At 60.6% G+C, this 19,035-nt stretch carries 14 protein-coding genes; 5 read left to right on the top strand and 9 right to left on the bottom strand.

The window, feature by feature from the left end; genetic code table 11:
* Positions 1–323: 323 nt before the first annotated feature.
* From gatB to HMPREF2712_RS01375, 9 genes are all read right to left on the bottom strand, one after another.
* Positions 324–1,829 (bottom strand): Asp-tRNA(Asn)/Glu-tRNA(Gln) amidotransferase subunit GatB, encoded by a 1,506-nt coding sequence (gene gatB, locus HMPREF2712_RS01415; protein ID WP_070542699.1) that lies wholly within the window; start codon positions 1,827–1,829, stop codon positions 324–326.
* A complete protein-coding gene (gatA, locus tag HMPREF2712_RS01410; RefSeq protein ID WP_070819077.1) occupies positions 1,829–3,433 on the bottom strand; it encodes an Asp-tRNA(Asn)/Glu-tRNA(Gln) amidotransferase subunit GatA in 1,605 nt (534 codons plus the stop codon). The genes gatB and gatA overlap by 1 nt, the downstream gene beginning before the upstream one ends.
* A 15-nt stretch (positions 3,434–3,448) precedes the next feature.
* Positions 3,449–3,745 carry an Asp-tRNA(Asn)/Glu-tRNA(Gln) amidotransferase subunit GatC gene (gene gatC / locus HMPREF2712_RS01405; protein WP_005507016.1) on the bottom strand — a complete coding sequence of 99 codons (297 nt, stop codon included), beginning with the start codon at positions 3,743–3,745 and terminating at the stop codon, positions 3,449–3,451.
* A 215-nt stretch (positions 3,746–3,960) separates the two neighbouring features.
* Positions 3,961–4,713 carry a transglycosylase family protein gene (locus HMPREF2712_RS01400; protein WP_070819076.1) on the bottom strand — a complete coding sequence of 251 codons (753 nt, stop codon included), beginning with the start codon at positions 4,711–4,713 and terminating at the stop codon, positions 3,961–3,963.
* A gap of 696 nt (positions 4,714–5,409) precedes the next feature.
* A complete protein-coding gene (gene ligA / locus HMPREF2712_RS01395) occupies positions 5,410–7,617 on the bottom strand; it encodes an NAD-dependent DNA ligase LigA (protein WP_070819075.1) in 2,208 nt (735 codons plus the stop codon).
* A 212-nt stretch (positions 7,618–7,829) separates the two neighbouring features.
* Positions 7,830–8,723: a PP2C family protein-serine/threonine phosphatase gene (locus tag HMPREF2712_RS01390; RefSeq protein WP_070819074.1), complete on the bottom strand. Its 894-nt coding sequence runs from the start codon at positions 8,721–8,723 to the stop codon at positions 7,830–7,832.
* A complete protein-coding gene (locus HMPREF2712_RS01385) occupies positions 8,720–9,871 on the bottom strand; it encodes an adenylate/guanylate cyclase domain-containing protein (RefSeq protein ID WP_070616794.1) in 1,152 nt (383 codons plus the stop codon). Before HMPREF2712_RS01385 ends, HMPREF2712_RS01390 begins: the two co-directional genes overlap by 4 nt.
* A gap of 324 nt (positions 9,872–10,195) precedes the next feature.
* Positions 10,196–10,684 (bottom strand): hypothetical protein, encoded by a 489-nt coding sequence (locus tag HMPREF2712_RS01380; protein WP_005508853.1) that lies wholly within the window; start codon positions 10,682–10,684, stop codon positions 10,196–10,198.
* Between the two features lie 123 nt (positions 10,685–10,807).
* Positions 10,808–11,749 (bottom strand): biotin--[acetyl-CoA-carboxylase] ligase, encoded by a 942-nt coding sequence (locus HMPREF2712_RS01375; RefSeq protein ID WP_070819073.1) that lies wholly within the window; start codon positions 11,747–11,749, stop codon positions 10,808–10,810.
* A gap of 231 nt (positions 11,750–11,980) precedes the next feature.
* Between HMPREF2712_RS01375 and HMPREF2712_RS01370 the strand changes: the two genes are divergently transcribed.
* The 5 genes from HMPREF2712_RS01370 (at position 11,981) to HMPREF2712_RS01350 (ending at position 18,934) form a co-directional block, all read left to right on the top strand.
* Entirely contained in the window at positions 11,981–12,262 is a 282-nt protein-coding gene (locus tag HMPREF2712_RS01370) for a YciI family protein (RefSeq protein ID WP_005508857.1), read from the top strand.
* A 325-nt stretch (positions 12,263–12,587) separates the two neighbouring features.
* The gene (locus tag HMPREF2712_RS01365; RefSeq protein ID WP_005507002.1) at positions 12,588–14,189 is read left to right on the top strand and encodes an acyl-CoA carboxylase subunit beta; all 1,602 of its coding nucleotides are present in this window, start codon (positions 12,588–12,590) and stop codon (positions 14,187–14,189) included.
* 66 nt (positions 14,190–14,255) lie between these two features.
* Positions 14,256–14,669 carry an acyl-CoA carboxylase subunit epsilon gene (locus tag HMPREF2712_RS01360; protein ID WP_246828649.1) on the top strand — a complete coding sequence of 138 codons (414 nt, stop codon included), beginning with the start codon at positions 14,256–14,258 and terminating at the stop codon, positions 14,667–14,669.
* Between the two features lie 297 nt (positions 14,670–14,966).
* Complete coding sequence (locus HMPREF2712_RS01355; protein ID WP_246828648.1) at positions 14,967–16,055, top strand: restriction endonuclease; 1,089 nt, start codon at positions 14,967–14,969, stop codon at positions 16,053–16,055.
* A gap of 467 nt (positions 16,056–16,522) precedes the next feature.
* Positions 16,523–18,934, top strand: coding sequence for a restriction endonuclease (locus HMPREF2712_RS01350; protein ID WP_070819071.1), 2,412 nt, complete (start codon positions 16,523–16,525; stop codon positions 18,932–18,934).
* Positions 18,935–19,035 lie beyond the last annotated feature (101 nt).

Below are 19,035 nucleotides of genomic sequence, written 5' to 3'. Positions count from 1 at the left end.
GACGCTCCGCCCTCTCCTCGCTCCGCATCGGAGAGCGTCCGGGCTGACACCCTGAGGGCGCATCCGGAAAACACGGCCGCACCCGCTCGGTGACCTGCTACTCCCAGCGCGGAAAGGCGGTATCGTCCGTAGTGACATCAGGGTGCCCGAAGCGAAGCGAGGGCGGGTTCCCTGTAGGAACGAGGACGATAACCGCCTTTCCAAGCGGAAGCAACCGTGCAGAGCCATACGGAACCAGTCACGGACTTTAGAGAGCGCAAGAGGCGCCGTCTCCCACACGGGAGACAGCGCCGCTTTCGCTAGAGCCGGATCAGCGGAAAAGCTTAGCCTTCCACGCCGCACTCAGCCAGAATCAGCTCACGCACGCGAGCGGCGTCAGCCTGACCGCGGGTAGCCTTCATGACCTGACCGACGATAGCGCCAGCAGCCTGAACCTTACCGGCACGGATCTTGTCGGCAACGTCAGGCATTGCTGCCAGTGCTTCCTGGACGGCTGCGGTGAGCGCGCCGTCGTCGGAGACCACTGCGAGGCCGCGTGCCTCAACGATTTCGGCGGGGGTGCCTTCACCGGCGAGGACGAACTCGAGCACCTGGCGGGCGATCTTGTCGTTGATCTTGCCTTCGGAGATGAGCGCTTCGAGGGCGACCACGGTTGCGGGCTCCACGCCGAGGGCGGTGAGTTCAACCTCAGCCTGCTTTGCGCGGCGGGCGATTTCGCCCATCCACCACTTGCGGGCTGCTGCTGCGGTTGCGCCTGCGGCGACGGTCTCTTCGATGACGTCGAGTGCGCCGGCGTTGACGACGTCGCGGAACTCTTCATCGGAGTAACCCCATTCGCCCTTGAGGCGGCGGCGGCGTTCTGCCGGCGGTTCGGGCAGTTCAGCGCGCAGACGCTCAATCCACTCGCTGTTGGTGACGACCGGTACGAGGTCCGGTTCGGGGAAGTAACGGTAGTCGTCAGCGTCGGACTTGGGGCGGCCCGAGGAGGTTTCACGAGTGTCTTCGTGCCAGTGGCGGGTCTCCTGGGTGACCTTTTCGCCGCGTTCGAGGATCGCTGCGTGGCGGCGGATCTCGTAGCGGACGGCGCGCTCGACAGAACGCAGGGAGTTCACGTTCTTGGTTTCGGAGCGGGTGCCGAACTTCTCTGCGCCCTTGGGCATGAGGGAGACGTTGGCGTCGCAGCGAACGTTACCGCGTTCCATGCGGGCGTCGGAGATGCCGAGGGAGCGTACGATGTCGCGGATTGCGGCAACGTAGGCGCGTGCCAGTTCGGGTGCGCGCTCGCCGGCACCGACGATGGGTCGGGTGACGATCTCGATCAGGGGCACGCCTGCGCGGTTGTAGTCGACCAGGGAGGAGGTTGCACCCTGGATTCGGCCGTCTGCGCCGCCGACGTGGGTGAGCTTGCCTGCGTCTTCTTCCATGTGAGCGCGCTCAATTTCGACGGTGAAGATGGTGCCGTCTTCGAGCTCGACGTCCAGGGAGCCGTTTTCCGCGATGGGGCCGCCAGCCTGGGAGGTCTGGAAGTTCTTCGGGGAGTCCGGGTAGAAGTAGTTCTTGCGGGCGAAGTAGGACTTGTCTGCGATCTCGCAGCCCAGTGCCAGGCCGAGCTTGATGGCGGACTCAACAGCGGTCTTGTTCACCATGGGCAACGCGCCGGGCAGGCCGAGCGATACGGGGGTGACGTTGGTGTTGGGCGTATCGCCGAACTCGTTGGGTGCGGAGTCGAACATCTTGGTCTTGGTGTTGAGTTCGACGTGCACCTCGAAGCCGAGGACCGGGTCGTACTTTTCGATGGCTTCTTCGAAGCTGAGGACTTCTTCACTCATTACTTGGTTCCCCCAAAGTCAAAGTCGCGGATCAGAGTTTCAGTGTCGGGCAGGCTCTTGTAGAGCGGTGCGCCCCATTTTGCGGTGAGCAGTTCTTCCAGTGCTGCGCCGACGCGGTAGAGGCGTGCGTCTTCGCGTGCGGGTGCGGTGAACTGGATGCCGACGGGCAGGTTGTTCTCTTCGGAGAGGCCGCCGGGCAGGGAGAGCGCCGGGACGCCTGCCAGGTTGACGGGCACGGTTGCGACGTCGCCCAGGTACATTGCCATGGGGTCGCCTTCGGTCTTCTCGCCGAGCTTGAACGCGGTGGAGGGCGCGGTCGGGGAGATCAGCACGTCGCACTTTTCGAATGCTGCTGCGTAGTCGCGCTGGATGAGGGTGCGTACGCGCAGTGCGGCGCCGTAGTAGGCGTCGAAGTTACCTGCGGACAGTGCGTAGGTGCCGAGGATGATGCGGCGCTTGACCTCGTGGCCGAAACCTGCGGAGCGGGTTGCGGACATGACGCGTTCGATGGTGACGGGGCCGTCTTCGGGTACGACGCGCAGGCCGTAGCGGACGCCGTCGTAGCGTGCCAGGTTGGAGGACACCTCGGAGGACATGATCATGTAGTAGGCGCTGATGGCTTCGGTGACGGAGGGCAGGGAGACCTCGATGATTTCTGCGCCTGCGGCACGTAGCTCTTCGACGGATTCGCGGAAGCGTGCGAGGACGCCTGCTTCGAAGCCTTCGCCATCGCCGCCGCCGAGTTCCTTGATGACGCCGATGCGCAGGCCGGACAGGTCGCGCTTGCGTGCTGCTTCTGCGCCTGCCTTGGCTTCTTCAACGAAGTTGCCGGGCTCGTCGGGCAGGGAGGTTGAGTCGAGCGGGTCGTGGCCTGCGATTGCTTCGTGGAGCAGCGCGGTGTCCAGGACGGTGCGTGCGACGGGGCCTACCTGGTCGAGGGAGGATGCCATGGCGATGACACCGTAACGGGAGACGGAGCCGTAGGTGGGCTTGACGCCGACGCTACCGGTCAGTGCTGCGGGCTGGCGGATGGAGCCGCCGGTGTCGGTGCCGAGTGCCAGGGGTGCCTGGAAGGCGGTGACGGCTGCTGCGGAGCCGCCGCCGGAGCCGCCGGGTGCGCGGTCGAGTGCCCAGGGGTTGCGGACTACGCCGAATGCGGAGTGCTCGTTGGAGGAGCCCATTGCGAATTCGTCGAGGTTGGTCTTGCCGAGGATGGGCATGCGTGCTTCGCGGACCTTGCGGGTGACGGTGCCGTCGTAGGGGCTCATCCAGCCTTCGAGCATGCGCGATGCTGCGGTGGTGGGCTGGCCCTTGGTGACGATGAGGTCCTTGACGGCGATGGGTACGCCTGCGAGCGGGGGCAGTTCCTTGCCTGCTGCGCGGTCTGCGTCCACTGCTGCTGCGGTGGCGAGTGCTTCTTCGGCGTTGATGTGCAGGAAGGCGTTGAGGCCGCTCTTGCCGTCTGCTCGGTTGTCGCTCAGGGGTGCGCCGTCGGTGGCTGCGATGCGGTCCAGGTGTGCCTGGGTGAGCTCGACGGAGGTGATTTCGCCGGATGCGAGCTTTTCTGCTGCTTCTGCGGCGGTGAGCTGGATCAGTTCGTTCACTTGGTTGTTCTCCTCTTAGTCTTCGTCGAGGATTGCCGGCACGCGGAACTTGCCGTCCTGTGCGTCGGGGGCGCCGGAGAGCGCCTCTTCCTGGGTGAGGGTGGTGACGGGTACGTCTTCGCGGAAGACGTTCTCGAGGGGGATGGGGTGGCTGGTCGCGGGGATGTCGGCAGTTGCTTTCTGCGACATGGTCTCAACGGATGCGACGATGACGTCCAGCTCAGACGCCATCGCGGTGAGTTCTTCATCGGTCATCTCAATGAGTGCCAGCGATGCCAGGTGCTTTACCTGTTCAAAGGTGATGGCAGACATGGTTCTCCCGTAGTTTGTTTTCTTGTCTCTTCTCTAGTGTAGTGGAGGTTGCGTTTTCCGTCTCATTGGGGGTTGGAGGGTTTACCTGCTGGTTTGCGTGGTCAGGCGGTGCTCCTCTCCCCTATTTTCGGGTTAAATGCTCAACGCCCCGCTCCTCGTGTGAGGTGCGGGGCGTTGGGCTACAACGTGTCCACGTTACGCTTGGGGGTTAATCCTTAGGCGGGGATGGTCAGAACCTGGCCGGGGAAGATCAGGTCAACGTTGTAGATGATGTCGGTGTTCGCAGCTGCGATTGCCTGGTAGCCGCCTGCAACGCCGAGCTTTGCAGCGATCAGCGAGAGGGAGTCACCGGGAACCACGGTGTAGGTGCCTGCTGCAGCCTTGGGAGCTGCTGCTGCGGGAGCCTCAACTGCCGGTGCTGCTGCGGGAGCTGCGGGAGCCTCAACTGCGGGTGCAGCGGGTGCTACCGGTGCAGCGGGAGCTGCTGCGGGTGCCTCAACTGCTGCGGGTGCAGCCTGAGCTGCAGGAGCTGCGGGTGCAGCCTGTGCCGCGGGAGCGGTGTAGGTCTGCTGGGTCTGCGACTGTGCAGCCACGGTGGTGGTGGGCTCGGTGTAGGTGGGAGCTGCGCCGGTCTTGCCGTAGAGGCCAAGCTTAGCGGAGCATGCGGGCCATGCGCCCCAGCCCTGGATAGCGAGCAGACGCTCGCCAGCCTCGATCTGCTGTGCACGGGTAGCGGTCGCGGGGGAGCCGGACATACCGACGCCGTTCCAGGACTGCTGGGTGAACTGCAGACCGCCGTAGAAGCCGTTACCGGTGTTGATGGACCAGTTGCCACCGGACTCGCACTGTGCCAGTGCGTCCCAGGTAGCACCGTCTACTGCGTTTGCAGCGGGCATCGACATGGTAGCTGCTACAGCGCCACCGATGGCGAGAGCTGCTGCGGTACGACGAATGGAAGTGTTCTTCATAATGCTCCTTGGGGCCGTCCCCGCTCGTTCCGTCCCCGGAACTCTAGCGCGCCGCCGCTCACCCTTTGATAACGAAGTAGGTTACTCATATTCTGGCTCTACCATGTGAGCGGCTCTCCACCGATTTCATGTCACCGTGAGCGATTCTGCACTTATGTGCGGAATCCGGGTGGCACTTCCTCGATGGGGACGTGCGGTAGAACCGGGCATCGTTTCAAGCATTCCAAGCTTGAAACCACACAGGTGATTCTCTTGCGAGAATCCATCTGGTCTCAAAGATAGCCGAGGTTTTTTATGATTCCAACCCGATTTCAAGTTCACAGCGAACGTCCCGGGTTCTCCCAGGGTTCTTCCAGGTTAAAAGTGCAGGAAACATTATTTAAGACCTTGAGCCCCGCGCGCCTTAAGGGTTTCACCCCGGAATTTCGGGGTTTTCTAGGGGTTTAACTCGGATGCGCTCCCCTGCTGAGTTTTCCGATTCGGGGTTGATGGGCGCCACCTTTAAGGGTTTTGAACAGCGTGTAAATATTTTTTAAATATTTCTTCGCTTTGGGAGTGTTTTAAGGCGCTTCCGCCTTAAAAGCTGTGGTAATTACAAATGCCAGAAATTGGCATTCAGACCCTGAAGCACGCACTCCAGAGCCTGAATGCTCTATATATTGCAGGGGTCAGATTCAGGTGACCCCGCTACCGGGTCTACTCGGTGGTAGCCTCAACAGCCTCCGGACCGCCCTCGAGCAGGGCGGTGAAGCCCTCCTCATCCAGCACCTTCAGTCCCAGTTGCTGAGCCTTATCCAGCTTCGAGCCGGCGTTCGCGCCAGCAACCACAAAGTGGGTCCTCTTAGACACCGAACCGGATGCCTTACCGCCGCGAGAAATAATGGCTTCCTTCGCGCCGTCACGGGTGTAACCGTTCAGCGTACCGGTCACGACCACGGTCAGGCCCTCCAGAGTGCGCGCCACAGACTCGTCACGGGTATCTTCCATGCGCACACCGGCAGCAGCCCAGGAGTCCACCACCTCGGCGTGCCAGTCCTCAGCGAACCACTCAATAATAGAGTCGGCAATTGTGGTGCCCACACCGTCCACAGCGGCAAGGCGTTCACGGTCAGCCTCGCGGATTGCCTGCATCGAACCGAACTCCGCGGCGAGCGCGCGGGCAGCGGTCGGGCCCACGTGGCGAATCGAGAGGGCAACCAGCACGCGCCACAGCGGCTGCTGCTTTGCCTTCTCCAGCTCGGCGAAGAGGTTCAGCGTATTCTTCGTGGGCTTTGGCTCGGGGCGTGCCTTGGTCGGCTTGGTGTAGAAGTAGGGCACGCGCTCCATCTTTCCGGTGCCCACGCCCTTGACCTTCTTCTCACGTTCGATGGTGACCTCACGCAGGTCCTCAATGTTGAGGCTGAACAGGTGCGCCTCGGTCGTTAGCGGAGGGGTACCCGGGGTTGCGGGGCTGGTGAGTGCTTTTGCTGCTTCGAAGCCGAGCGCCTCAATGTCGAAGGCACCGCGGCTTGCCGCATAGTACACGCGCTCGGTCAGCTGCGCCGGGCAGGAGCGCGGGTTCGTGCAGCGCAGGTCCACGTCGCCTTCCTTGCCGGGGGCAAGGGGCGAGCCGCAGGAGGGGCATTCGCTGGGCATGACGAACTCTCGTTCGGTGCCGTCACGTAGGGCAACCACGGGGGCGACAATCTCGGGAATCACGTCGCCTGCCTTGCGCAGCACCACGGTGTCGCCGATGAGCACGCCCTTAGCCTTGACCACGTCCTGGTTGTGCAGGGTCGCGCGTTCGACAGTCGAGCCGGAGACGAATACGGGCTCCATAACGCCGTAGGGGGTCACGCGGCCGGTGCGTCCCACGTCCACGCGGATGTCCAGCAGCTTGGTGTGCACCTCTTCGGGCGGGTACTTGTACGCCACCGCCCAGCGCGGCACGCGGGAGGTGTAGCCCAGCTGAGCCTGGGTCGCGAAGTCGTTGACCTTAATAACGATGCCGTCGATTTCGTGCACCAGAGAGTGGCGCTGCTCGCCGTACTTATTGATGAAGTCGAACACCGCCTCGGTGTTGGCGGCAATTTCGCTGTAGGGGCTCACGGGCAGACCCCAGGAGGCAAGCAGATCGTAGGTCTCGTACTGGGTGGCAATATCCAGGCCGGTGCGCGAACCGATGCCGTGCACATACATGCTCAGCGGGCGCGAGGCGGTAATCGCCGCATCCTTCTGGCGCAGCGAGCCTGCCGCCGCGTTACGCGGGTTAGCGAAGGGGTTCTTGCCGGCGGCGATCATGGACTCGTTGAGCTTCTCAAAATCAGCGGAGGAGATGAACACTTCGCCGCGGATTTCAATCTCTTCGGGGTGGTTCTCGCCGGTCAGCTGCTGCGGAATGCTCGCAATGGTGCGCACGTTGTGGGTGACGTCTTCGCCGGTGGTGCCGTCGCCGCGAGTTGCCGCGCGTACGAGGGTGCCGTTGCGGTAGAGCAGGTTCACCGCCAGGCCGTCGATCTTCAGCTCGGTCAGCCACTGCGGTGCGCTACCGGTGAGGTTCCGGGCGCTCTCTTCGGTCTTGGTCAGCCAGGCGCGCAGCTCTTCGAAGGAGAAGACGTCCTCGAGGGAGTACATGCGCTGCAGGTGGGTGACGGGCGCGAAAGCTTCGATGGCTTCGCCGCCGACTTCCTGGGTGGGCGAGTCGTTGGCGATGATGAGCGGGTGCTCCGCCTCAATGATTTCGAGGCGGCGGTAGAGCTTATCGTACTCGGCGTCAGAGAGGAAGGGCGCATCCTCGTTGTAGTAGGCGCGGCGGGCGGCACGAATCTTATCGGTCAGTTCCGCGTACTCAGCACGCAGGGCCTCGGTAATCTCTGCGGTGTTCTCGGCGGGGGCAGTCTGCTGGGTGGTGTTGTTCTCAGTCACCCGTCCAGTCTAGCGTTTTTGCTCCGCCTCTCCCCTATCGCTCGTCATATTGCTCAGGTCCCGCCAGCGCAAACACTGGCGTAAGAACACCGTAGCTACTTCCCGGATTGCGCTTCCTTAGTTTCTGTACGCGGATGCAGTTCACCCCCGCCTTCTGCAAGCACTCGCATGAGCGCCCGTAGAAAGCGGGGGTGAATCAACAGGTATGAAGTTTAGGCTTCGACAGTGTCGGCAACAATCACCGTAATGTTGTCGCGGCCGCCCGATCGCAGCGCCTCGTGCTGGAGCACGTCAGCGGCATCCTGCGGGTGGCGAATCGAAGTGAGCACACGCGCCATGTACTCGTGCGAAAGCTCACCGGAAAGGCCATCGGAGCAGAGCATCAGGCGGTCACCCGGACGAGCGGGCAGAACCCAGAAGTCCGGCTCCCAGTAGTTACCGGTACCGAGGGCGCGGGTAATCACGTTGCGGCGCGGGTGGGTCAGCGCCTCCAGGGCGGTAATCTGACCTTCATCGACCAGGTACTGCACCTCGGAGTGGTCGCTAGTGACCTGCTCCAGCGAGGCGGAGCCCTCGGAACCGGGCAGCTTCTCCATGGCGGAGTGGTGAATACCTTCGTCCTCACGCAGCAGGCGGTAGGTGCGGGAATCACCCACGTTGAAGATAACCCACAGGTTACGGTCGCCAATGCGAGTCAACCAGGCACCCGTCACAGTCGTACCGCCGGAGCGGGAAAGCGCCTGCTTAATCTCCTCGTTGGTTTCGCCAATGATGTCGTGCAGGCGGTTGAGGGTGCCCACAATTTCGTTGTTAAGCAGGGTGTTCGCGCGGCGGCGGCGCTTGGTGGGGTCTTCCTCGTCAATAGCGGCGAGACGCTCAGCATATGCCTGCTGTTCCTCTTCGCTACGGCCACCGGGCATAGTGAAGAAGGGCGAGTAGGCGAGCTGACGCACGCACAGGCGCGAAGCAACCTCGCCCGCCTCGTGGCCTCCCATACCGTCCGCGACCACGCAAAGGGAACCGGCGACGACCATCGAATCTTCGTTATTTTCTCGATGTGCGCCGCGGTGCGTTGCACCACCGGTACGTAGTTTCAGTTCAGTCATGAGAGGTCTATCTCCATTGTGTAGTTCACGCGACGAGTCACCGCCACGGGGTCTACGTTACCAAAGCTTCTAACGTTTCGCGTTCCCTGAGAGGTGAGAGTATAGCGATTTCCCACCTGTCGGAGCGTGTTTGCTGTCTCATTATCGGTCAGCACGGTACCCGGTTCAGCCAGGGAAACCAGGCGCGCAGCCAGGTTCACACTGGAGCCGTACACGTCACCGCGGTTAGCCAGGACCTCGCCCCAGATGAAGGCGACGCGGGAGTCCGGCAGCTGCGGGTCGGCACCGATTTTTTCGGACAGACGCAGGCTGATTTCTGCGATAGCGTCCGGGGTTTCGGTGAGGAAGAAAACTTCGTCACCGAGAGTCTTAATAATGCGACCACCCAGGGGTGCGATAACGTCCAGGCAGCTCTGCTCAAAGTGGTTGATGAGCTGAGAAAGTGCCGCTGCATCCAGGTTACGCACCAGGGAGGTGTAGGAGACCAGGTCCACGAATCCCACGCCGCGCACCAGGGGCAGGCGGGAAAGGCCGGAGGTGGTCACATTGTTCTCACGCAATCCCAGGCGCAGGATTCCGGCGTACATCTGACGGCGGTATGCGTACAGCGCCAGACGCTCGAGAACCTCAAGGTAGCGTGGGAAGTCTTTAAGAAGCTTGCGGCGGGCATCATTATCGCTGAGGTTCTCGGTGACCATGATGTTGTGCACGAGCGCCTCAATCTGCCAGGCGACGGTGCGGTCGGTCAGTTGACCTTCGGCGCGCACAAGGGATGCCACATATTCCATGCGGATGTCGCCTTCTGCGTCCAACTTCTGTAGGTCAGCGAGCATCTGCACGTCTGTTTCAGTGAAGTAGGGCGAGTGGTTGGGGATCGTCGGGAAGCCCATGTTGTGCCAGATGCGCTGGGCGGTTTCGAAGGGAAGTCCGGCGCATTCTGCGGCTTCTACGGGGGTGTAGCGGCGCCCCTGTCCCAGGAGCGACTTTTCGAGGGCTCGGATTCCTGCTTTGGATTCCTCGTCGCGGTAGATATTATTCTGCGCGAGATTCTGCAGGATTTTGAGGTTGAGCATTTGGGTTTCGGGGCCCATGGTGGCGCCGGTGTCCTGCGGAGAGTGCGCAGGTTCATGGCGGTCTGCCGTGCTCATTGCCGCTGCCGCTCCTTTCATCCCTGCCGGAAAATACTGTCTGGTTTATACCGTGGTGGCGCTAGGTTACGTGGTACACCGTTGTGCTCTGCGGGTTTCGCATTGCGTCACTGCGATGATGCTCACCGTGTAGCGCCTTGTTAATATACCCCTCCGCTGTGGTGTTTGGGTCACAAAAGCGCCCGCACCCCCGGATAGTTTAGTGGAGTAATTCACATTTAAGAATACTCTAGTCCGCATTTTTTCGGCAGATTTAGCGGCGAGTTTAGGCTCTGAGCCACCCCGATGGTTCCCTCCCAACTCGGTCACAGAGGCGATGAAGCCCTAAATATAGCGAGCGCGCAGGGCGTAGTAGTCGCGTCGGGCGGCTTTAATTTCTTTTTCAAAGCGCTTGGGATCGGGCACGTAGGTCAGACGGTGGTGCACCCCGCGGCACACCACGTACACCGACCCGTACCCCAGCCAGGCTCCCGGACCGGGTTGTTTTGCCCAGCGCTCCCCCATGGAGTCCAGGTAGAGCGACTCATCTCCGCTGCGGGTCATGATGCCGCGGCGCACCACGAGCCGGTGGGTGGTCAGCAGGTAGTAGGTGGTTGCCCAACGCCAGGCGGTGCGCACGGCACCGAGCAGGGTACCTACCGCACAGATCGTGCCGAGAGTCCACAGAATCGGTGAGGACCGTGCCGTGGAGGCGAAGGTTGACGCGGCGATTGCAACCAGCAGGTAGGCAAGCGTGGGCAGCAGGGCACCGTAGTGCTGTCGGGTCGCAATGATGACATGCTCACCGGGGTTGAGTTTTCCGCGCAAACGCATGGTGGTCCTTAGCTGTGCTGGTTGTTATATTCCGGCTAGAGGCGCCGGTTGAGGTGGTGCGGGTTCGTTGAGTGTAGCCGTGCCGGGCAGAAATTTTGTGGGCTGAAATTTTAGGGGTTGGTTCTAGTGTGCCTGCTGAAAATCTCCGTAGCTACCGTTGGCGGGGCGAAGGTGCTCAATATCGCCCACCGCGTAGGGCTCTAGGGGCCCGTCCTCGCGGCGAATAAGGATGCGCCCCTGAGCGTCGAGGTCTTCGGCGATGCCTTCTACGGCGCTTCCGTCGGGCAAGCTCATGCGCACGCTGGCGCCGAGAGTGGCGGTGGCGGCGCGCGCCTGGTCAAGCAGGCTGAGGCTATCAGGGGTGAGCGGGTCGGGGCGTTCGGGGTCGCCGCCGGCGCGCACGAAGGCGCGGTAGCGTCGGGCGAAGATGCTCAGCAGTCGGGTGAGGACCTCGGATGAGTCGATGACCTGCCCGGTGCACAGGCTCAGGCTCGTGGCGGTGGGTACGGGCAGCTGCTCGGCGGACATATTCGTATTCTGACCGATGCCCACAATGATGCTGCGCTGCCCCTCGGTAGCGCCGCTTTCAGGGACGAGCTGGGCAAGGATTCCGCAGCCTTTGGCTCCCTGCGCGATGACGTCGTTGGGCCATTTGAGGGCGGCATCCACACCGTAGCCGCGCCAAATATCGACCACGCTGAGCCCGGCGATGAGGGTCATCCAGTGGTAGCTGTCTTCGGGGAGTTCTCGGGCGAGCGGGTCGGTGGAGGCGTGCGGGCGCACCACAATGCTTGCGGCGAGGCAGGCTCCGGGAGGTGCGGTCCAGGCTCGGGCGAGGCGACCGCGTCCGGCACTTTGGTAGAGGCTGGCGTAGACGGAGAGTTCACCGAGCTGTTCGCGTTCGGGGTCGGTGCCGCCCATGAGCAGTTCGCGGGCACGGGTAGTGGTGGAATCCACCTGATCGTAGAGGTTCACACTGGAGTAGCCCATATCCAGCGCGGTGGTGCGGATGCGGGGAGCATCCAAAACCGAATGGTCGCTCTGGGTGTGTGTGTTTCTCTCCATGGCATGTGCCTTTCTGCGCTATCTGAATCAGCTCTGCGATACGCCGACCCGCTATCAACTCGCCGCCATAATCAGCCAGTTTCTGCCGAGTCACGTTGATTTCTCACCATATCAATTTCTTGCCACCGGTGATGCCCACCCGGTACCCGAGACGGTACATTAGACAGTGAGGGTGCATCAAGCACCGACCGGCTGCGGAGGTTCCTCCGCCCTGCTCGAAAGAAGACCGCTATGGCTTATTACGCAATTACTTACGTTTACGCAGCTCCCGAGGAGCAGGCGAAGTACCGTCCGGCTCACCGCGAGTACCTTGGTTCGCAGATTGAGGCGGGCAACCTGATCGTTTCCGGTCCCCTGCTGGACGGCGAGACCCCCGCTGGCGCTCTGCTGATTGCAAAGGTTGATTCCGCTGAGGCAGCCGAAAAGATTGTGGCTAACGACCCGATGAACATTGGTGGCGCGGTTCTGTCTCACACCGTGACCGAGTGGAACCCGGTTCTGGGCACCATCTAAGGTCGAGCACCGCTTCACGCTGGAAAAGCTTGAACGTAAACCCCCTTTCCGTCGACAAGGATTGCCGGCGCGAGAGGGGGTTTTCTGCGCTCTTTTGAGCCGCTCTTTCGCACTTTTTGTTTACTATATACACCTTCTTGGGTGCTGAGTGCATAAAAGTGTATCTAGTGTTGATATTCTGGCTTCTCACCTGGCATATGTGCCCTAGTTCGCACTATAGTTGAGGGATATGCACATTGTTCAAGAGCGCTCTTCGGGGCCTTCTGAACAACCATCACCGCAACCACTGGCTCCCGACAATCGGGTGGAGCAGGAACGAGGAATAATGTCCGAGAACCTCCAGCAGGAATTTGATTTGAGCACCACCGCCGGTAAGCTCGCTGATTTTTATGCACGTCGAGAGCGCAGCTTTGCGCCCAGCGGTGAGGCAGCTATCGAGAAGCAGCACGCACGCGGCAAGAACACCGCCCGCGAGCGCATCGAGATGCTTTTGGACGAGGGTTCTTTCGTTGAGTTTGATGCCCTCGCCCGCCACCGCACCACCGCATTCGGCATGGAGGCGAAGAAGCCCCTGGGTGACGGTTTGGTCTCCGGTTACGGCACCGTGGATGGTCGCCTGGTTGCCGTGTACTCTCAGGATTTCACCGTGTACGGTGGTTCCCTCTCGCAGGTGAACGGCGAGAAGATTGTGAAGGTGCAGAAGTTCGCTCTGAAGAACGGCTGCCCGGTCATCGGCATTAACGATGGTGGTGGCGCCCGCATTCAGGAGGGCGTGGCTTCCCTGGCGATGTTTGCCGACATTTTCCGCATGAACGTGCGTGCGTCCGGCGTGGTTCCGCAGATTTCTGTCATTATGGGCCCCTGTGCCGGCGGTGCCGCGTACTCCCCCGCTCTGACTGACTACATCATCATGGTGGATAAGACTTCGCACATGTTCATTACCGGCCCGGACGTCATTAAGACCGTGACCGGTGAGGACGTGGACATGGAGACCCTCGGTGGTGCGCGTCAGCACAACTCCGTGACCGGTACCAGCACTTACCTGGCTGAGGATGAAGAAGACGCGTTCGATTTTGTGCGTGAGCTTCTGGAATTCTTGCCGTCGAACAACCTTGCTGAGCCCCTGCCCCTGGAGCACGACCAGGAGCCCGTGGTGACGGTAGACGATCTGGATCTGGACACCCTGATCCCGGATTCGGCGAACCAGCCCTACGACATGCGTGCGGTCATTGAGTCCGTGGTCGATGACGGCCACTTCCTGGAGATGCAGGCGCTGTACGCCCCGAACGTGATGATTGGTTACGCCCGCGTTGAAGGCCGCACGGTCGGTATTGTGGCGAACCAGCCGATGCAGTTCGCTGGCTGCCTGGACATTTCTGCGTCCGAGAAGGCTGCCCGCTTCGTGCGCCATTGCGATGCGTTCAACATTCCGATTCTGACTTTTGTGGATGTTCCCGGCTTCTTGCCCGGTACCGATCAGGAGTTCAACGGTATTATTCGCCGCGGCGCTAAGCTGCTCTACGCTTACGCGGAGGCGACCGTTCCGCTGGTTACCGTCATTACCCGTAAGGCGTACGGCGGTGCGTACATTGTGATGGGTTCGAAGAAGCTGGGTGCCGATATTAACCTGGCGTGGCCCACCGCTCAGATTGGTGTGATGGGTGCTCAGGGTGCGGTGAATATTCTGTACCGTCGTGAGCTGGCGGCTCTGGCGGCTGAGGGTGGCGATGTTGAGGCTCGCCGCGCTGAGCTGATTGCCAAGTATGAGGAAGAGCTGCTGAACCCGTACCAGGCTGCCGAGTTGGGTTACATTGACGAGGTGATTGCCCCGAGCGAGACTCGCGTGCGCATCATTTCTTCGCTGCGTGCCCTGCACGATAAGCGCGCGGCTACCCCGGCAAAGAAGCACGGTAACATCCCGCTGTAGGCTTCCGCTGTGCCCGCGCCGTGTATGGCGCGGGCCTTCGCACGATTTTAGGTTTTCTAAGGAGGCGTGCCTTTGGCAGGCTACAATCCGCTGAGTTATTTCTCGTTCGGCAAGAAGAAGGATAGTTCGGAGGCTGCTGAGAGCGCCGAGCAGCTTGAGCGCGGGTCTTCCCGTGCTACCTCTTCCGCCAGTTCTTCTGCGCGCGCGGATACCGCTCCCAGCACCGCGAAGGATTCCGTTCAGTCTTCGGTAGATACTGACGCTGAGCAGGAGCCGCTGCTGAAGGTGGTTAAGGGCTCCCCCACCCCGGAGGAGATTGCCGCCCTCACTGCTGTGGTTGCGATGATGCAGGCGAATACCGCGCAGCAGGAGCAGAACTTGCTGGTGGGTGCCGCTTCGCGCATCCTGAACCGCGGTCAGCGCCTGGGTGTTTCGTTGCGTCCGGGCCCCGGTTCGTGGAGGCGTGCGCGTCCCATGTAACGCGGGCGGCTCATCTGAATAATAAATTCCCGTTGCACCAGCTGGTGTGACGGGATTTTATTGTTTTGCCTCAAATTCAAGATTTATATTGCGTTATTCAACATCTAATGCGCTGATTCTTGTGGTTTTGTCATATTAGAAACGATAAAGTCATGATGATACGTACTGATGCTACGATGTATATACCGTCACATTAGTGTTAATAAATTGGCAGGGACCATGGCAAAGATGCTGAATAAAAACCATAGGCCCCCACCGGATGTCTATATCGCGCTTCTGTTGCCGACGCTACGGCGCTTGTCGAAGACTGTGCCTCGCACCGCCGCCTATGTTAGTGAGCAGTTGCGGCAGCAGACTAAGGCATTGGGGTCGAAGAAGAACCTACCCGATCTTGAATCCGCCGATTTTGCGGTGGCTGTACGTACCACCTTGAAGATCTTGGTGGCACTTCGTTATGCCCAGTTGATGCCTCGCCTGACCCCGTGGGAGAAGAGGAAGTACCTGCTCACTCCTCTGGGTGCCGAGCTGACCTGCACACCGCATCTGCACGGTTCGGTGCCGCCGCGTGTGGTGAAGCAGGTGCATGCGCTGTGTGCTCAGAGTTTGACGGCGAGGACGACGAAGAAGCTCAAGAAGCAGGCGAATGCACTCCTGGCGACTGCAGAGGCGGAGCATCGTCTCATTTTTGGTGCTTCTGATGGTGATGCAGTCACCGGTATGGAGCCGTTCCTCCCTGCTACCGATACCGGGGAAACCACCTCCGCCCATGAGGCAACCGGTGCGGAGCACCTTGCACATTCGTTGAATTCTGCGGGTATTGCCAAGACCTGGCCCGTGGGCCAGTCTCCTATGGATATTATTTTGCGCGCCAGCGATTCACCGGTTATTCATGCTCAGGCGGAATTTGCTGAGCACTTTACGCAGGATTTAATTCAGCATGTTCACGCGGTGACTCCGGAATATTTTGAGCAGATTGTTGCCGATATTTTTACGACTCTTGGTTTTAGTACCGAGGTGACCGGCGGCGCCGACGATAAGGGCGTGGATGTGATTGCCCGCTACTCTGATGGTCTGGATTTCGCGCCGATTTATATTCAGGTGAAGCACTATTGCGGAACCATGAAGGTCACTCCTAACGAGATTCAGAAGCTTGCCGGTGCGGTGCTTCTGCACGGCGGTTTGCAGGGTGTTTTGGTGACCTGCGGTGCTTTTGCGCAGCCGGTGCCTGAGTATTTGCAGGGTTTGCCGGGGGCACGCAATATTGCTCTGGTTGATCAGCATCAGCTGGTGGAGCTGATGATTCGTCACCGTGTGGGCGTGCTTGATGGTGAGGGCGAGTGCGGTTATCGCATTGACGAGGAGTATTTTGCCCGCGGCATGGAGTAGCCGGGGGGGGTATTTTGGGGTGAGTGTTTCACTCTGAACGTCTCTGCTCTTTGCACATTCCCACGTTATTTCACTAAATGTATTTTCACTTTTCCATGAGGATATTTTTCATATATCGGCTGGTTTTAGAAATCTAGGTTATTTCTTGAACCAGCCGATACAATGAGAGGGTAATGCGTTATATATTCTTCGCATTATTTCACGAAGTGTATATACCCGTGACGGTATCAGCACTTCACCCTAATTTATAGCGTTCTTTTCTGAAGTGTTCGTCATTGAAGACGGTACGTGAGCGGAACGGGCTGAGAAATCCGCCTTTCCTGCTTCTCTTCACGAGGGGTTACCAAAGTGTCGACCCAAAAATAAAGATGGTGTCGCCCAGTATTGTGTGAATATTTTCCCGCTCGAATGACTGCACTTTATGAAGAATGCCCGCACGATAAATAACACCAGATAAGGAGCCCGGCGTGGCTTTCGTGAATAAAACAATGCTCCATATCGACCATTCCGAATTGCACTCTCTGCAGCAGGAAACCTCGTGGGAGGCCCTACCCGAGGAAGCACGCACTCTCAGCGTTGCGGCGGCTTTCTCTCTGCTCCGCCATTTTGAGCGCGCTCAGGACCGTGGCGAGAAGGTTTTCTTCCCCGATATGTACACTCCCGTAGGTGTGGACCTGGGTTTCAACATGACTCAGCGTTTCATTGCGGTCGGTGACAATGTTCTCTTCCGTGAGGCGCTCAATAAGCTGATTGCGGCGCTGGTCAACGCTGACTATCTTGAGGTGTCCCTCAGCCAGTTGCATCCGGGCAACCTGCACTACACCCTCAGCGAGGCTGGCCGTGAACTTTTGGGTACCCCGAAGGAACAGCAGGCGCAGGCTCTTCTGCCGGTTCTGCCCCTCCTCAGCGGCGTGTACCTCTACTACCTGAAGCAGTTCTACCCGGTTCTGCTCTCGCATATTACGGTGCGTGAGCTTCTGCCCATCGTCCTGAGTGTTACCCCGGCCTATCCCGCGGCGGCTCCCGTGAAGATTCGTGAGCTGGTGCTGCGCGAGTGCGGTTTTGTGCAGGGCTGGTACGGCCTGTCGTACCTGGAGCAGCGCATTGTTGAGCCGGTGATTGCTCAGGCGCTGAGCTTACTGACCCGTGAGGGCTACCTGCGCACCAAGACGATTCACGAGCACACGGATTCTCCGCTGACTCTGTACTCGCTGTCGCCTTCGGCGAAGGAACTGGTGACCCGCCACGAGGAGACCGGCGTGCCGGCGAGCGAGCTGAGCTCCGTGCTGGCGTCGGTGAAGGATGAGGGCACCTCGATTACCGCCGAGGATATTTCCGCAACCGATGCTTTGCTGACCCACATGGGTGTTCTTCTGCTCAATACTCTCAACGACCACGGTGCCGATGTGGAGCTGAGCCTTCCGAGCCTGGAGCAGGTCTTTGACCGCGATGAGCGTATTCAGCAGGCGTCCTCAAACCCCTATTTTGCGCAGATTGACGCGCAGGATTACATCTACGATGTGCTGATTGCCCACCATTACCTGTCCGAGCGTGAGACCGTCTACTCGTTGGGTTCCGCGCTTGCGCCTGCCCTGGCGCAGATGGCTGAGCCGAGCATTCAGAAGCTGGTGGCTTCGGCGCTGCTGGATCCTGCCGCTGTGGACGCTCTGCCGTACCCGCACCAGCTGCTTCACCCGATTCTGAAGCTTGTGGAGGAGAGCCCGCGCATCTCCTACTACGATATTTACGATGAGCTGAAGCTCGCCCTGGATATCCCGTATCTGCAGGGTGAGGTCGCTCCGCACCGTTACAAGCTGACCCCGCGTCTGCGTAACCGCTATTCGGTGGCGATGCACGTGCTGAAGGGCGAGCGCTACCTGAACGCTCTGCGTGAGGGTACCGGTCGTACTTCCCGTAAGAACCCGGAGCGTTATGAGCTGAGCGAGGCGGGCAAGGAGCTGCTCAAGCGCTTCCCGGAGGGTGCTCCGGAGGCTGTGACCGCCCGTATGGCGCCGCTGCCGCCGCAGTCGCTCAAGCACAAGCTACCTCAGGATATTGCGGCTGAGTTGCAGGCTCGTGAGGAGGCTCTTCAGGCTGCTAAGGAGGCGCGCGCGGCGGAGCGTCAGGCTCGTCTGGCGGCTCGTGAGGGTGCTTCGCGTGAGTCGTTGGCTCCGGTGCCGGGTGCTTCTCCGGCGTTGCTGGCGCGTCCGGCTGGTTCGCCGGTGGCGGCCTCCGCTCAGGTGCCGGTTGAGGTTCCGGTTGCACCGGTCGCTGCTGCACCGATCGCTACTGCCCCCGCCCAGTCGGTTATTTCCGCTCCGGCTGTTTCGACTGCTGAGCCGTCGGCCGCTCTGCAGGTTGCTGCCGCCCAGGTGCGTGAGGCTCTGAAGCGTTACCGTCAGGTCTTCCGCCGTGAGGCTCTGGCCCCCGCCCTGGCGCAGGTGTCCGAGGAGCGTTTCCGCCGTATTGGTTTCGATCTGTTCCTGATGCGCGGCTACACCGTGGAGGCTCTGGAGGCTCAGGGCGTGGACGGCGTGGCAACCCCCGCCACCGGAGAAAAAGAACGCGCATTCTACGTGCGTACTCTGCGCCCGGCAGCTAACGGCGTGCTGTCCGCGAGCGTTCAGCCGCAGGATATTACCGCGTTCTTCCTGGCGATTCACGCCCGCGGCGGTCAGCTCGGCACCTTCATCACGAACGCACCGTTCAGCGATGAGGCGTACGACGAGTTCATCCGCTGCTCGACCAAATACCCGAACATTCTGGTGGATTTGGTGTCCGGCGATGAGCTGCAGGACCGCCTCATTGCGCACCGCCTCGGCGTGGTCGAGGGCGCGAACGGTCTGCTGGAACTCAACGGCGAATACTTCGCCGGCTAGCCTACCCCGCTAGTAGCTTGTAGCCCATCTTGGGCACGCCCCGGTCTTCCCTCTCCTGCATGTTCAGGAAGGGGAAAGCTGGGGCGTTTTCGCGCCTGAGC

Origin of the sequence: Rothia sp. HMSC064F07, assembly GCF_001837265.1 — a bacterium.
GTDB classification, from domain to species: domain Bacteria; phylum Actinomycetota; class Actinomycetes; order Actinomycetales; family Micrococcaceae; genus Rothia; species Rothia mucilaginosa.
This window is presented reverse-complemented; position numbering and strand designations above follow the sequence as displayed.